Origin of the sequence: Bacteroides sp. MSK.20.12 (assembly GCF_019052435.1) — a bacterium.
Classification (GTDB): domain Bacteria; phylum Bacteroidota; class Bacteroidia; order Bacteroidales; family Bacteroidaceae; genus Bacteroides; species Bacteroides xylanisolvens.
On record NZ_JAHQVH010000012.1, the window covers coordinates 50037 to 65829 of the forward strand.

The window sequence follows — 15793 nt, forward strand, 5'->3', positions numbered from 1 at the left end:
ATTACAGCTTACCGTCATAAAGAATCCTTATAAAGGATCATAGATGGTAAGCTGTTTTTTTATGTTCCTCCTTTTAGAACCACTTAATCTTCCGGAATATCACAAACGCAAGCGTTGACAATCCGATGGAAAAGAGCACAATCAAAGAGAAAGCAAAGGGCACTTCTTCCAGGTGAATATCCACATTCATGCCATAGAAACTGGCAATCAATGTCGGAAGCATCAGGACGATAGACAGACTTGTCATACGTTTCATGATCGTATTCACATTATTGGAGATAATAGACGCAAAAGCATCCATTGTCCCTGTGAGGATATCACTGTAAATATTCACCGTATTGAGCGCCTGTTTCAGCTCGATAATTACATCTTCCACTAATTCAGTGTCCAGATAATCCGTATCCTGAAAAATAGTCCTTAACTTACCGATCATCACTTCATTTCCACGGATGGAAGTGTTGAAGTAGACAAGTGTTTTTTGCAGTCTCATCAAGCGAAGCAGGTCTTCGTTACGGATGCTTCGTTCCAGTTCCTTTTCTGCGGCACTGATGTCTATGTTTATCTGCTTTAGATATTTCAGGAACCACACGGCAGAAGAATAGATTAACCGGAAAATCAGATCCAGCTTGTTGCGTACAACGATCCCTTTTCGACGGGTATGCTCTATGAAATCCGGTAATAAATCCGTGTTGTGATAACAGACGGACACAATAATCTCGTTATTAGTGATAATTCCAATCGGTACAGTGTCGAAAGGCAGACTGCCATTCTGTTTGTTCACTACCGGGATACGAAGAATCGTCAACAACCAGTTGCCTTCCGTATCCGTACGCGGACGTTCGTCCGTGTCGGCTATATCATTCAGAAATGATTCGGGTACGTTGAGAGTTTGAGTTAGAAATTCAAAGTCATCATTGTTTGGGCATACTACATTTACCCAGCTGTTGGGAAGCCATTGTGCTTTTTCCACAAAGCCAGCCTCACAATAAAGATACGTTCTCATCTTATTGCCTCCTTTCGTTTGTTTGACACGAGCAGAGGCATCAGTCTTCAATGGCTCTGTTCGCTTTAATTAATACTAGTTGTGCACGTTCGCGGGTTTGAATCGTCCATATTTCTATGATTTTAATTTAAAAGCGAGGCAAAGGTACGGAAAAATGAGATGGCTTCCGTGCTTTGCATCGCTTTTTTTGATATTCTTTTATGGGTGGCCTTATATTGGCATCCGTTATTTAGAGGTCCTGATACTATTCACCTTTTACTTCAAAATGATTATCCAGATATTTCCTGATACTATGGCTGCTTAAACCTTCTTTTGATATACTGCCATCTTTTTCAACAAGTTCGTAGTGCGGTATAGCATTAAATTGAAATAGTTGGCGAAGGTAGTTAAACTCTGTTTCCGATACATAGTAACAGGCTTCTCCTTTTAGATTCTTCTCTACATATTTTTTGTAGGCTTTCTCGGGCGAATCTTTCTGGCCGGTGATATAAATGAACTGAAATTCCGGATGATCTTTGTATTTTTTGCGTAGGTCGGCAGTTGCTTCTATTTCTCCGCGACAAGGTGCGCAAGTAGTTGCCCAGAAATCAACAAACAACACCTTACCGGAATGATTTTTGATGATATTACGAAATATTTCTGTTGCTTTTCCTTCAGGCAGCTGATAAGATTTCGTCATGTCTTTCGGGTGTTTCTTTTCTAGTATCCGTTCGGCTTCTGTTACGAGAAATGGTTCGCTGAATGTTTGTTTGATGCTATCCACATATTCATGTGCTATTTGGCTGTCTTTGATATTTCCTAAATCATAGTCAAAGCTTCGCACTTTGGCTATTTGCCAAAGCAATGGATTGGGAATATGATATAATTGAGCAATGATGGAATCTTTCTTTAAATCATATTTCCGATCTATATTTATCCGTAGCCTATCTTTATCCTGCTGGGATTCTCCTTTTTTCCCCGATTCCTTCAAACATAATGTTGCATATTCTTGTACGAGTTTCTGTTCCTTTTCATAGAGCGATGCAGTCTTCCCTTTTTCATCAATTAACTGCTTGATGATGATTTTGACAGTAGTTCCGGCCAACTTCTCCTGTTTAAGTCTTATCGCTTCCTGCTCCTTATTCAGTTTCACTCCTTTTTCTTTAAGGAAAGTCAACAGGGATTTCTTCGGATAAGTATAATCGATGCTGTCAGATGTAGAAAAGGTTTGATAGGGATATGCTTTTCGGAATATATCCATATATTCGAAACGGTTGATGAATATGCTTGCGTTTTTACTCGCAAGTACGACTGCATCATTGAGCGGCATATCTTTCAAGAAGCTGTAATATGAATCGTTTTCTTTCACTTTTAGTGCCTGATTGGTACTATCCTGTTTTGCATAGTAATCTCTACCCATCAGGAAACCAAGAAACGTGCTTCCAACCTGTAAATCGACCTTGTTCTTTATCAGATGAACTGCCTTGAGAGAAGGCTGATAGATTTGCCTTACGGAATCTGCAATATGTTTCCATTGTGCAATGATAGGCTTCATGTGCTCCTGATACTGGTCGGGGGGGAATGTCTTTTGCGATTTCGACAAGTCTTCGTAGCGATAAGTAATCAGTTTGTCAAGGTCTTTCAGTAAGTAGGAGAGAGGTGCAGATGGTCCCATATATGCTGTGTTCCTGATAGGGAAGTAATGGTCGCGTGCACGGCTGCGTGCCATTACTGCTTCCCAGTCGATATACATGGTGAGAGTTTGTCCGGGTTCGATATAGAATGGAATCCAGTTGTTTCCCAGTACTACCGATGATTCTACCGGATGATTAATAATAAATCGACAGCTAAAACTGCCGTTCGGAGCTATTTGGATAACGGTCGGATAATCTTCGCGAGTGAGTTCGTTTGACAGGTAAATAAGACCGGTGTCGAACCCTAAACGGGGATCGTATCCGTCTATATACCCTTGCAGGTAAGCTGAATCCTGACGGAAGAACTGCTGAAAGTCATCTTCCGCATTAACAAGTGTCACCGGAGTTCTTTCCTTGCTGTATACTATTTCTTCTGTTCCTTTCTGTTGAATCTTACACGTTCCGTCTTTTTGTGGAGTAAATGATAAAGCAATTTCTTCATGACTCTGTTTGTCTTTTAAAGCCATTTCAATCCGCTTTCCCTTTTTTCGGATATTTTCATTGGTGTATATCCGGTTATTCAGAATGCTGATGGAGTCGTAAACTCCATATTCCCATGAACCGGAACCGTCCGTCTTGAACCAATTGCCTTTGATGATGGCTAAAGGGGAAGACTTTTTCTTCTTTTGCGGTACCAGCGATATATCGTAAATATTGCCTTCGGGGTCAGTCGGATTGAGAAAATGAATCGTTTGCGTTTCTGACGGTAACGGTTCGAAAACAAGAACATAATCCATCGTGCCTGAAGCCGGCATATAGACTTCTTTTTTGAGCTCGATGCCTTCGGCACTTTTAAACATATATTTCTTTCCGGTGGCAGCATCTTCCAGATAGGTATCCCCATCTTCCATGATCCACCAGTGAGGGCGGAAGATGGCATGAATATATACTCTTGTGTTTTCGGGAGTACGTTCTATACGGGTGATGTTGGAAATACTTCCTGATCGGGCTTTGAAAGGAGGATTGTCGATTGTTTGTGCGGATATTATACCCGATAACAAAAGGAAGATGCAAAATAAAGTTGTTTTCATAATAATAGTTTTTCGATAAACATGTTGAAAGTAATTTTACAAAGTAAGAAAAATATCCATGAACTGATACACTTCTGCCCTGTAACTTAACATAGATTAAACGTTTACGTAACCATCTTTTTTGTACCTTTGCGCCCGAAAATCAGTGTGATAATTTAAATATTAAAATATTATGAGTAAGAAAGCCCTTTTAATGATCCTCGATGGTTGGGGATTAGGTGACCAAAAGAAAGACGACGTAATCTTCAACACTCCCACTCCTTATTGGGATTATCTGATGAGTACTTATCCTCACTCTCAACTTCAGGCAAGCGGTGAAAACGTAGGTTTGCCCGACGGACAGATGGGTAACTCGGAAGTAGGTCACTTGAATATCGGTGCCGGACGCGTGGTTTATCAGGACTTGGTGAAAATCAATCGTGCATGTGCGGACAACAGCATCATGAAAAATCCTGAAATCGTTTCTGCCTTCTCTTATGCAAAAGAAAACGGAAAGAATATTCACTTTATGGGGCTGACTTCTAACGGTGGTGTACACAGCTCACTCGTTCATCTCTTCAAACTTTGCGATATCGCAAAAGAATATAACATCAACAATACATTTATCCACTGCTTCATGGATGGCCGTGATACTGACCCGAAGAGTGGTAAAGGCTTTATCGAAGAACTTTCTGCACACTGCGAGAAATCAGCAGGAAAGGTTGCTTCTATCATCGGCCGTTATTATGCAATGGACCGTGATAAACGTTGGGAACGTGTAAAAGAAGCATACGACCTGCTCGTAAACGGTGTAGGCAAGAAAGCTACCGATATGGTTCAGGCAATGCAGGAATCTTACGACGAAGGCGTGACAGATGAATTCATCAAACCGATTGTAAACGCTAACTGTGACGGAACAATCAAAGAGGGTGATGTAGTGATCTTCTTCAACTACCGTAATGACCGTGCCAAAGAGTTGACTGTCGTACTGACTCAACAAGATATGCCGGAAGCTGGCATGCATACTATCCCGGGGCTGCAATATTACTGTATGACTCCGTATGATGCATCTTTCAAGGGCGTTCATATCTTGTTCGACAAAGAAAACGTGTCCAACACATTGGGCGAATATCTTGCTTCCAAAGGCTTGAGCCAACTTCATATCGCTGAAACAGAAAAGTATGCTCACGTAACATTCTTCTTTAACGGTGGACGTGAAACTCCGTTCGATAAAGAAGAACGTATCCTTGTTCCTTCTCCAAAAGTTGCTACTTATGACTTGAAGCCGGAAATGAGCGCTTTTGAAGTAAAAGAGAAACTGGTAGCTGCCATCAACGAGAACAAATATGATTTCATTGTAGTGAATTTTGCTAACGGTGACATGGTTGGCCATACCGGTATTTACGAAGCAATCGAGAAAGCGGTTGTTGCTGTAGATGCTTGTGTGAAAGATGTAATCGAAGCCGCTAAAGCACAAGATTACGAAGCGATTATCATTGCCGATCATGGTAATGCTGACCATGCTTTGAACGAAGACGGTACTCCGAATACTGCTCACTCTTTGAACCCTGTTCCTTGTGTTTACGTGACAGAGAATAAGGCTGCGAAAGTAGAAGATGGTCGTTTGGCAGATGTTGCTCCGACTATTTTAAAGATTATGGGACTGGAAGTTCCGGCAGAAATGGACGGAAACGTTTTGATTAAGTAATTTAGATTTCTATAATTGGGAGGGCGGAGTTCTACTCCGCCCTTTTTGTCTCACATAAGGTTTAAAATGATACAAATAGGTGATGTAGTAGTGTCTCTTGATGTATTTCAGGAGAAGTTCCTTTGCGATTTGGGCGCTTGTAAGGGGGCCTGTTGCATTGAAGGTGATGCCGGTGCTCCGGTAGAGCTGGACGAGGTGATGGAGTTGGAAGAAGTTTTGCCAATTATTTGGGATGAACTGGCTCCGGAAGCACGTGCGGTGATTGAAAAGCAAGGAGTAGTATATACGGATGAGGAAGGTGATCTGGTGACTTCTATTGTTAATAATAAGGACTGTGTGTTTACCTGCTACGATGAGAAAGGCTGTTGCTACTGTGCTATTGAGAAGGCTTATCGGGAGAGGAAAACAGACTTCTATAAACCGGTGTCCTGTCATCTTTATCCTATCCGGATCGGCGATTACGGGCCCTATAAAGCGGTGAATTATAATCGTTGGGACGTATGTAAAGCAGCAGTTTTGCTGGGGAAAAAAGAGAATCTTCCCGTATATCAGTTTTTGAAAGAGCCTTTAATCCGTAAGTTCGGTGAAGAATGGTACAAAGAGCTGGTCACTGTTGCTGAAGAGCTGAAAAGGCAACAATATATTTAAATTCTCTTCCGGTTCTTGCGTATGCAATATAGCTGATAGAGCAAAATGCACAATGCGATTATGATTCCGCATGCCGGCATAACCCATGCTTCCGGATGGATAATAATCAAGAAGATACAAGTCGCGATCACGCAGGAAGTCAGTACAATAAGAAACAACCTGATCTTTGCAAATAACGGATTGGGCGCAGTAGTTTTCATTTTCATAGTTATGTTTTCTTTGCTTTTTATGCAAGATAGTGATTTTGTATGGAAAACGTTTCTGCTGTTAGGTTTTATTAAGAGATGGGCGGTTGAACGATTCGAACATGAAAGCCCCTTCAGACAAAAGAAAAACGCCGATCGAAGGATGTTCCTTCGCCATCGGCGTTTCCTCGTTGTAAGATGTGAGGTTGGTTTATAAAAACGTATTATTTAAATTATGCATCGATATTTGCATACGTTGCATTCTCTTCAATAAACTCGCGGCGTGGCCCTACATCTTCACCCATCAACATAGAGAAGATATAATCAGCTTCTGCGGCGTTGTCAATATTTACTTGTTTCAGCATACGGTTTTCAGGGTCCATAGTTGTTTCCCACAACTGCTGGGCGTTCATCTCACCCAAACCTTTGTAGCGTTGTGTATGAATCGCATTTTCTGAACCACCGCCGTAAGTGTCAATAAACTTTTGGCGTTGTGCATCTGTCCAGCAATACTCTTCTACTTTACCCTTTTTGCAGAGGTAGAGCGGGGGAGTAGCGATGTACAGATAACCGTTCTGGATAACCTGCGGCATATAACGGAAGAAGAACGTCATGATCAGTGTGTCGATGTGAGAACCATCGACGTCGGCATCGGTCATGATGATAATCTTGTGATAGCGCAGCTTCTGTATGTTTGCTTCCTTGCTGTCTTCATCAGTTCCGATAGTCACACCGAGAGCTGTGTAGATATTGCGGATTTCATCACTTTCCAAAGCCTTGTGATACATGGCTTTTTCTACGTTCAGAATCTTACCGCGTAATGGGAGGATCGCCTGGAACATACGGTTACGTCCCTGTTTGGCAGTACCACCTGCCGAGTCTCCCTCGACGAGGAACAATTCACATTTTGAAGGATCCTTATCCGAACAGTCGGCCAATTTGCCCGGCAGACCACCACCCGACATCGGCGACTTGCGTTGTACCATTTCACGGGCCTTTCTTGCAGCGTGACGTGCAGTAGCGGCAAGAATCACTTTGTCGACAATTGTTTTGGCTTCCTTCGGATGTTCTTCCAGATAATATGCTAATACTTCGCCCACTGCCTGGTCAACAGCACCCATCACTTCGTTGTTACCCAACTTCGTTTTAGTCTGTCCTTCAAACTGTGGTTCAGCTACTTTTACAGAAATAACGGCAGTCAAACCTTCACGGAAGTCATCTCCCGAAATTTCAACTTTCACCTTTTCCAGCATCTTGCTGTCTTCGGCGTATTTTTTCAACGTACGAGTCAACGCACGGCGGAAACCTGCCAAGTGCGTACCACCTTCAATGGTGTTGATATTGTTGACGTATGAGTGAACGTTTTCGGAGAATCCGGTATTGTACATGATAGCCACTTCAATAGGAATTCCCTGCTTTTCGGAGTTCAGATAGATCACATCGTTAATCAAGTGCTCGCGTGATGACTCGATAAAACGTACGAACTCTCTCAAACCTTCTTCTGAATAGAACTGTTCGCTCTTGAAACTTCCATCTTCGTTCACCACCCGACGGTCAGTCAGAGAGATGCGAAGACCGGCGTTCAGATAAGCCAATTCGCGCAGACGTGAAGCCAGAATCTTGTAGTCGTATACCGTTTCAGTAAAGATGGTACCATCCGGCCAGAATTGTTGGCGGGTTCCCGTAATGTCGGCTGTACCGACTTCCTTTACAGAATAAAGCGGTTTACCGATCTCGTATTCCTGCTGATAGATTTTGCCATTACGGAATACTTGTGTAGTCATGTGGGTAGACAGCGCGTTTACGCAGGACATACCTACACCGTGCAAACCTCCGGATACTTTGTAAGAACCCTTGTCGAATTTACCTCCGGCGTGCAATACGGTCATGGCTACTTCCAGTGCCGACTTCTTTTCTTTCTCGTGATAGTCAACCGGAATACCGCGTCCGTTGTCCTGTACTGTGATTGAATTGTCTTCGTTGATTGTTACTTCGATATGGTCGCAATAGCCGGCCAATGCTTCGTCGATAGAGTTGTCAACGATTTCGTATACCAAGTGGTGAAGTCCCTTGACGCTGATGTCACCAATGTACATCGCAGGGCGTTTTCTTACTGCTTCAAGACCTTCCAATACTTGGATACTATCCGCAGAATAAGACCCGTTATTGGGAGTGATTTGTTCTTCGCTCATAATTGCCTTTCTAACTTTAATAACAGAGCAAATATAGTGAAAATTGTCGACTTGACGAAGAATAATCAGTGAAAAATAAAGAATGCGGGCGGTTTCTCTGTATTCTTGATAGGCTTGATATTCAGTGGGTTATAAACAAGAAAGGCCGAACTTAAAAGTTCAGCCTGGATGCTATATAGAATTGTTAAATTCTTGTTATTAAGCGAGCTTGTTGATGTAAAGAGCCAACTTAGATTTCAGATTGTTAGCTTTGTTTTTGTGAATGATGTTCACCTTAGCCAACTTATCCAACATCTTTGTAATGTCTGGGTACATTGCAACTGCTTCTGCTTTATCAGTAGTTGCACGAAGCTTTCTAACAGCATTTCTCATGGTCTTGCCATAATATCTGTTGTGAAGTCTTCTTGTCTCTTCTTGTCTGATTCTTTTCAGTGATGATTTATGATTTGCCATCTCGACTAATCTATTTTTTAGTTCTTTATTCTTTTAACTTGTAGCCCGTGGGGGAATCGAACCCCCCTTTCAAGAATGAAAATCTTGCGTCCTAACCGATAGACGAACGGGCCATCCTGTTGTAGCATTTCTGCTTTTTGCTTTCTCGAATCTGTGTTTGTTTCTCGATTGCGGATGCAAAGGTAGGAACTTTTTTGAAACTGGCAAATGATTCATAGAAAAATTTTCAATGAATATGTGTTTTTTTCACAGATGTCTCTCTTTTTGGCTGATATTCAGTAAAATATATGGTTGTGATTTTTATATAAAAAAATCTCTCCTGTGAAAAACAGTAGGAAGCATGTTTTCTTACCACCTTATTATATATAGAGAAATAAAAAAGCTGCTTATTGGTAACTTCTTTTGTAACTAAATGATTCTTTAGGCGACTAACGGAACAAATACCGGAGACGATGAATGATAACAAAGAATTTATAGGCATACTGCTACAAAATAAGCGTATCATTTATAAGGTTTGTTTCATGTACGCACAAGATAAGGAAGTGGAAGCGATATTTAACGCCGTATGTCTCCGATTATTTTGTGTTTTTTTGTAGCTTTGCTTCGGATTGGAAACGAGATAAATATCGGTTATGCTGCAAAAAACGAAAGGAATAGTTCTTCATACATTGAAATACAATGATACATCTATCATTGTGGATATGTATACAGAGTTGTCCGGCAGGGCTTCTTTTCTTGTAACAGTGCCCCGTTCGCGGAAAGCGGCTGTGAAATCCGTACTTTTCCAGCCCTTGTCTTTTATTGAGCTCGAAGCCGACTATCGCCCCAACGCAACTCTCTATCGTGTGAAGGAAGCGAAATCTTTTTATCCTTTTTCTTCCATTCCATACGATCCGTATAAGTCTTCGATGGCACTTTTTCTGTCGGAGTTTCTTTACAGGGCTATCCGGGAGGAGGCGGAGAACCGTCCGTTATTTGCTTATCTGCAACATTCCATCATTTGGCTGGATGAGTGTGGAGACGGCTTTGCCAATTTCCATCTGGTGTTCCTGATGCGTCTTTCCCGTTTCCTGGGACTTTATCCGAATCTGGAGGATTATCATACCGGCGATTACTTTGATTTATTGAATGCCTGCTTCACTTCTATTCGTCCCCAGCTGCATTCTTCCTATATCAATCCCGAAGAGGCTGCCCGTCTCCGTCAACTGATGCGCATGAACTATGAGACAATGCATCTCTTTGGCATGAGCCGTGCGGAGCGTACCCGTTGCCTGACGATTATGAATGATTATTACCGCTTGCATCTGCCCGACTTCCCGGCATTGAAATCATTGGAGGTGTTGAAAGAACTGTTTGATTAATTAGTAACTTCTTGCGGGTTTGTATGCTGTTTCTGAAAATATATGTTACTTTTGTCCGTAGAGAACAAAAGAGAATGAACAAGCGAGAAACAATATGAAAAGATTCCTGTACCTGACGGTCTGTTTTCTTATCCTTGGGAAGTTTTATGGTTGTAACGGAGACGTGTTTGTCGACGACTTCCGTTCTTCCGATTCCGAACTGACGCTGGACGGGAACGGGGATGTTGCCACTATTCAATTTGCAGCTGCCAATTGGGATTGGATGTATATAGCCTTCGATTTTCCCATTCAATATAAAATATATGATGCGGACAATCGCCTGATAACAACAGACCAAGGTCCATCGCTGAATGGGTTTGGAAAGATTGTGTGCACCGGAGAGATGATTGATTTCACCATCGAACGCGTTCATCCCAAAGAAGTGAAGATAACGGTGGGCGAGAATGCCCTTTCCGCTCCTTTTCAATTCCAGCTCAGGGCGAGCAACGAGTATGAGTGGCAGGAAATACGCGTCGAGATTTCTCCGACAGACAGATATGTGATGGATAGCATCACTTATTCTTTGAATGCATATTCTTACAATCCGGAAAACAGGACAGAGAGGAAAGAAGGCGTCTCCTTTCATAACTTTACAGATGTTTTCTCTACATACACGTTTTCCCCTTTCGAGTCTTTTTACCATTTTATGAGATTCAAAAGCGATGTGCCCGAAGCTTTTCAACTACTGGGCGAAGCCGGTCTGACGGTGGAAATACCAAGCATGAAAGACGGATATTTAGGGATGAACGGCAAGCGGGCGCCGTTCATTTCTGCGCAACAAATGTTGCCTTGCTCCAGTACGGAGCAGGAAGAAGACATAATTCCTCCCCGGACTGCTCGAATCTATACCTTATGGATGGTGTATGATTGGTTGGAAACGCGGTATACCCTCTATGTTTCTCACCCCAAAACCAAGAAACAACGAATCGTAACCGGCACGTTGCATAGCGAAATGCCTGTAAAATATCACATAACACACAGGGATGTCTCTCTCAAAAACTAACCTTTCAACAACTAATATATCAATGATTGGAAATAGAAACGCCATACGGTTGCTGTGCCTCTTTTGCATCCTGGTACATCCGGCAATCAACGCAAATCTGGAAGCCCGGACAATCATCGGGCAACGGAACGACAGCGTCAGCCATCCCCTGATCCGCCATCAGCTTGGCTTCGACATCCGTCCGGGATATATCGTCTCCACCCATAGTTTTTTGCAAGGAGACAATGCGCAGCAAAAGAAAATCGACCAATCGCTTTCCTTCCATTTCAAGTACGCTTTCAGATTCAGCAAAGAATCCAACCTCGGCAGGCTCTTTCCCCATACCTATCAGGGTATTGGCATTTCCTACCATACTTTCTTTAGTCCCGCTGAATTGGGAAATCCCGTGTCGGTATACGCTTTTCAAGGGTCACGTATCGCGCAACTGTCCCCCCGTCTGTCGTTCGATTACGAATGGAACTTCGGGGCTTCTTTTGGCTGGAAGAAATATGATGAACTATCCAATCCGCAAAACGTGCTGATTGGCTCCAAGATCAATGCGTACATCAATTTCGGCTTTTTGCTGAACTGGCAAGTTCACAAGTACTGGAAACTGGCGGCAGGTGTAGATCTCACCCATTTTTCCAATGGAAACACGCATTATCCTAATGGCGGCCTTAATGTTATTGGAGGAAGAATCGGCATCGTACGTACTTTGGGCGTGGATGAGGGACCCGGTCCCATCACTTCCGGACGGCTCTTTATAAAACCTCACGTCAGCTATGACCTGGTGATCTACGGAGCCACCCGCAAAAGAGGACTGATTGGAGACGATGTGTCGAGTATGATTCCCGGTTCGTTTGGTGTGGCGGGCATCAATTTCGCCCCGATGTATAATTTCAACAACTATTTTCGGGCAGGGCTTTCTGCGGATGCGCAATATGATGAGAGTGCCAATCTTAAAGAGTATAGAGTGGGCGAGTATTACTCGGGCGATTTGAAGTTTCATCGTCCTCCTTTCCGCGAGCAGTTTTCCGTAGGTTTATCTCTTCGGGCAGAGCTGGTGATGCCTGTTTTCTCTATCAATGTCGGCGTCGGTCGGAACCTGATATACAGCGGTGATGATACAAAAGGGTTCTACCAAGTTCTGGCTCTCAAGACTTATGTCACCCGTCATTTGTTTCTACACGTGGGGTATCAGTTGAGCAAATTTAAAGACCCCAACAATCTGATGCTGGGGCTTGGATATAGATTCCATGATAAACGATGAAAGAGTATGATAAGGTATAGGGAGGGCTTAGCTGTTTATGCCTCTTCCACTTTCACCAGTTTCCAACCCTGAAATACCAATGCGATGCATTTCAATTCTGTCGTTCCCTTGTCATGCCTGATCCATTCGCTTGCCGCATACTGTTTCAGTTGCGTTTTTGCATCAGACAGTAGCTTTTTGATTTCAGCATCCGAAGCGTCCCGTTTGGCGTATTTCACTTCAATGCAGTAGCTGTATGCCATGTCGGGAAGCTGCATCAGGCGGGGGTGGAGGAAGATGTCGGCATATCCTTTGTTGCTTTCGTATTCGGGGCGTGCGATATAGTAACTATTTAGTCCCAGATAAGCGAGAATGAAAGCTTTCACGTGTGCTTCCCCCTCTATAAATTCACGGATGCTGCTTTGGTTGTTCAGGCGTTCGACGATATATTCGAAGTAAGGATTCCAATCACCTTCGTATGCCATTTCATACATCAGTATGTTTAGCTTTTCCACTTCCAAATTGAGACCGGAGCTATCTTTGTAGATGTCTATCATGTATCCATAGAGTTGCTCGCGCACCGTTTGGTTGGGGATGGAGAGTATATTCATCGGGCCTCTAGTGCCGTTGATGGTAAGCATACCATAATAATAGAGGAGACTCTTGAAGTATTCGGTTTTTATAATATTCTCGGCCGGGAAACTGTCGGCAATGATTCCGCTAGTGGCGCCCTTCTCTACTATTTCCTGTACGACACTTGCATTTTCTCCAAAAGTCTTGTCTACGCGGATAAGGTGGCGCAGTTTGTTATAGTCGGTACGGATGTTGGCATCGAGCATTGTGTTGGGTATGCGCATGTTTAGCAGATAGCGGTTCATGAAGTAGAGCACCATGTCCGAATTGTACATGGACGGTTCGTCCAGTGCTTCGGTGGAAAAGCAATAACTATCATACCACGGTTTCATGATTTCTATCAGTTCGTCTGTAGAGTGCGGTAGGTCCCGGCGTTCTTTGTAATAATCTATCAAATCGCGCACTTCGTATTCGTTGAAACCTATCATATTATTAAATATGGAGTTGCTGCTATAATTATCCGCAATGTTGAATCCGCTTGTCAGGTCGTCCATTGTCACAGGACTGACTCCCGTGAGGAAGATTCGCTCGATGACAGAGTTTGAATAATCCTTCACTACCTTGAGGAATCCGCGGAAGAATCCGTTGCCGTGGGTGATGCTGTGATAACGTTCATTGCCGTAATCTACCAGAATGTTATTGGCGAAGTTGTCATATTCGTCAAGGATAAGATATATTTTCAATCCTTTGCTTTTGGCGGACAAGCATAAGAATCCCAATATCTCGGCTGCGGTATCATATTTTTCCAGTTCTTCTGCGATATTTTTCCCTAATAGGTCACTATAATCTTTGGCAAAAGCACTCATCACCAGTTTACAATAGGTATTGAAAGTCTGTTTCAAAGTCTCCATATCGCTGGCTACACTGCTGAAGTTGAGCGTCAACACCAGATATTTGTTACGGTTGGGCGTGGGATGTTTGCCTATATATAATTCTCCGAAGCTTTCCTCGAACTTGTCTTTCTTGTTGATGTCGTAGTAAAGACCCAGCATGTTCAGGAAAAGACTCTTCCCGAAACGACGGGGACGGACAAAGAAAAAGAAACGGCTTATATTTTCTACTTTCTCTATATATTGGGTTTTATCTACATAATAATAACCATCACGGATGATAGACTCGAAGTCCGTCATCCCGTATGGTATTTTCTTGATTGCTGCCTCCATAATTGCCCTTTTTAATTATAGAGAACAAAGTTAGCTTATTTTCTTCTATCCGACAATCAAATAGAGACTTATTCCAGCGTTGGTTGTAAATTTGCCGAAGGGGAAAACTATTTCCCCTTCTTAGTTTCTATTGACTGTTCATCTCTTTCATCGCAGGATTGAGTATATATGTCTTGCAAATATAAAAAGTGATAAAAGAGGTGGACAACTAATGTGTAAATAACGTTGTTTTGAGTTTATCGGTTTCTTATATTAGCGATTATACCAAGATTTATGTCTCTATAAAAATAACCACCGGGCTCAAATACTATGCTTCCGTTATCATTAACCATGTAATAGCCATTAAAACTCTCATTCATACCAAAGTTACAATGGAGGTAAACGGAGTTTTCTTCATTAATGGCATATCCATCAACTAAAAAAGCGACTTTGTCTAGGTCACCTACGAAAACAGGATAAAGAGAAAGTAGGGATTTTTTTACAACTTCTAAATTCCAGCTTTGATCATTATCGCAAGTCAGTCCGCATTGAGAAGTATTTATTTGTCTTGAAATATTTCTTATTGGGGTTTTCACTGCAATAACAGAATTTACAATCTCGGTGGAAGGTCCAGTAGCAGTCCATTTATCATAATTATAACATTCTCCCCATACAGGATATGCACCAATTGTATTGTAGACATATTTTAGTAAAGTTGCGATCATTTTTTCATTGGATTGTGTCGCTTCTTTTTCCATGGTTAATATTTCCCAATTTATATTTATTCCGTCAATGTTTAAATAAGGTCTTAAATATGCCATAGCTTGGGCAATAGCAATAGAAGCTTGTCCTGTAGGATAGTTGCCATATAGAGCTCCTCCAGGTCTGTTAGGAGATATGCGTTCATAACGTTCTACGAAAGCTTGAGGCAATAGTTGGTTATATGGAGTAAATTGATGCCAGTTTGTTCTGCAAAATGGTACAATCATTACGCTTACTTCCCCAGGTATAGACTCTACTGGACGAGAACGTGTTGATGATGTATCTTTGTAGTTTTGAATTTTTTCCATTAAAATATTTTTGGCCATTTGCATCATTATGTTGGGCCCTAAAGAGACTTGATAAACCGAATCATTGAATGAAGGTATATATGCGAGTACTTTTTGGAATCTTTTATCTCCGGAAACAATAATTCTCCCATTCTTCGGACCGTTATTTATTTCTATTTCATAAATTAAGGGGAGTTTTTCACTTGATAAAGCTCTTGTTTTTTCAGAAGCGTGTAGCCTATATGTACTTTTTATACCAAATGCAGTATTATTATCTCTAGTTCGTGGTTCGGATGTTACAGATTCGTGAAACGTTTTGGCAATTGTAAGTGCCTCACTTTCTGACAAATCATAAAGACTACTATTAGTTTCTATATTAATCTCTTTGTCTAGTTCCTCTGTACATGCTGAAATTGATACAGCAAAAATGATACATATAAATATGTTTTTTCTCATAATGTTTTTG

11 protein-coding genes and 1 tRNA gene are annotated in these 15793 nt (G+C 42.0%); 5 read left to right on the plus strand and 7 right to left on the minus strand.

Annotated elements, in window-relative coordinates; genetic code table 11:
- Positions 1-73: 73 nt before the first annotated feature.
- A complete protein-coding gene (locus tag KTR06_RS08555) occupies positions 74-1003 on the minus strand; it encodes a magnesium transporter CorA family protein (RefSeq protein ID WP_008770430.1) in 930 nt (309 codons plus the stop codon).
- 244 nt (positions 1004-1247) lie between these two features.
- Entirely contained in the window at positions 1248-3707 is a 2460-nt protein-coding gene (locus KTR06_RS08560) for a TlpA disulfide reductase family protein (protein ID WP_217290204.1), read from the minus strand.
- A 172-nt stretch (positions 3708-3879) separates the two neighbouring features.
- On the opposite strand from KTR06_RS08560, the gene gpmI reads away from it, so the two are divergent.
- Together gpmI and KTR06_RS08570 are read left to right on the plus strand one after the other, a co-directional pair.
- Entirely contained in the window at positions 3880-5394 is a 1515-nt protein-coding gene (gpmI, locus tag KTR06_RS08565; protein ID WP_087317654.1) for a 2,3-bisphosphoglycerate-independent phosphoglycerate mutase, read from the plus strand.
- A 66-nt stretch (positions 5395-5460) separates the two neighbouring features.
- A complete protein-coding gene (locus KTR06_RS08570; protein WP_120067576.1) occupies positions 5461-6042 on the plus strand; it encodes a DUF3109 family protein in 582 nt (193 codons plus the stop codon).
- A 418-nt stretch (positions 6043-6460) separates the two neighbouring features.
- On the opposite strand, the gene gyrB is transcribed toward KTR06_RS08570, so the two are convergent.
- The 3 genes from gyrB to KTR06_RS08585 all read right to left on the minus strand — a co-directional run bounded on the left by gyrB (position 6461) and on the right by KTR06_RS08585 (position 8985).
- Entirely contained in the window at positions 6461-8419 is a 1959-nt protein-coding gene (gene gyrB / locus KTR06_RS08575; protein WP_004315406.1) for a DNA topoisomerase (ATP-hydrolyzing) subunit B, read from the minus strand.
- Between the two features lie 198 nt (positions 8420-8617).
- Entirely contained in the window at positions 8618-8872 is a 255-nt protein-coding gene (gene rpsT / locus KTR06_RS08580; protein ID WP_217290205.1) for a 30S ribosomal protein S20, read from the minus strand.
- A gap of 41 nt (positions 8873-8913) precedes the next feature.
- Positions 8914-8985: transfer RNA gene (locus KTR06_RS08585), tRNA-Glu, on the minus strand.
- 519 nt (positions 8986-9504) lie between these two features.
- On the opposite strand from KTR06_RS08585, the gene recO reads away from it, so the two are divergent.
- The 3 genes from recO (at position 9505) to KTR06_RS08600 (ending at position 12524) form a co-directional block, all read left to right on the plus strand.
- Positions 9505-10233 carry a DNA repair protein RecO gene (gene recO, locus KTR06_RS08590; protein WP_008770428.1) on the plus strand — a complete coding sequence of 243 codons (729 nt, stop codon included), beginning with the start codon at positions 9505-9507 and terminating at the stop codon, positions 10231-10233.
- Positions 10234-10327: 94 nt separating this feature from the next.
- Entirely contained in the window at positions 10328-11275 is a 948-nt protein-coding gene (locus KTR06_RS08595) for a hypothetical protein (RefSeq protein WP_217290206.1), read from the plus strand.
- A 22-nt stretch (positions 11276-11297) separates the two neighbouring features.
- The gene (locus KTR06_RS08600) at positions 11298-12524 is read left to right on the plus strand and encodes an acyloxyacyl hydrolase (protein ID WP_217290207.1); all 1227 of its coding nucleotides are present in this window, start codon (positions 11298-11300) and stop codon (positions 12522-12524) included.
- A 35-nt stretch (positions 12525-12559) separates the two neighbouring features.
- Here the strand turns inward: KTR06_RS08600 and KTR06_RS08605 are convergent, their stop codons facing one another.
- Positions 12560-14299 (minus strand): AAA family ATPase, encoded by a 1740-nt coding sequence (locus KTR06_RS08605; protein WP_217290208.1) that lies wholly within the window; start codon positions 14297-14299, stop codon positions 12560-12562.
- A gap of 236 nt (positions 14300-14535) precedes the next feature.
- Positions 14536-15783, minus strand: a complete 1248-nt coding sequence (locus KTR06_RS08610) for a C10 family peptidase (RefSeq protein ID WP_049701642.1) — start codon at positions 15781-15783, stop codon at positions 14536-14538.
- Positions 15784-15793: the final 10 nt, after the last annotated feature.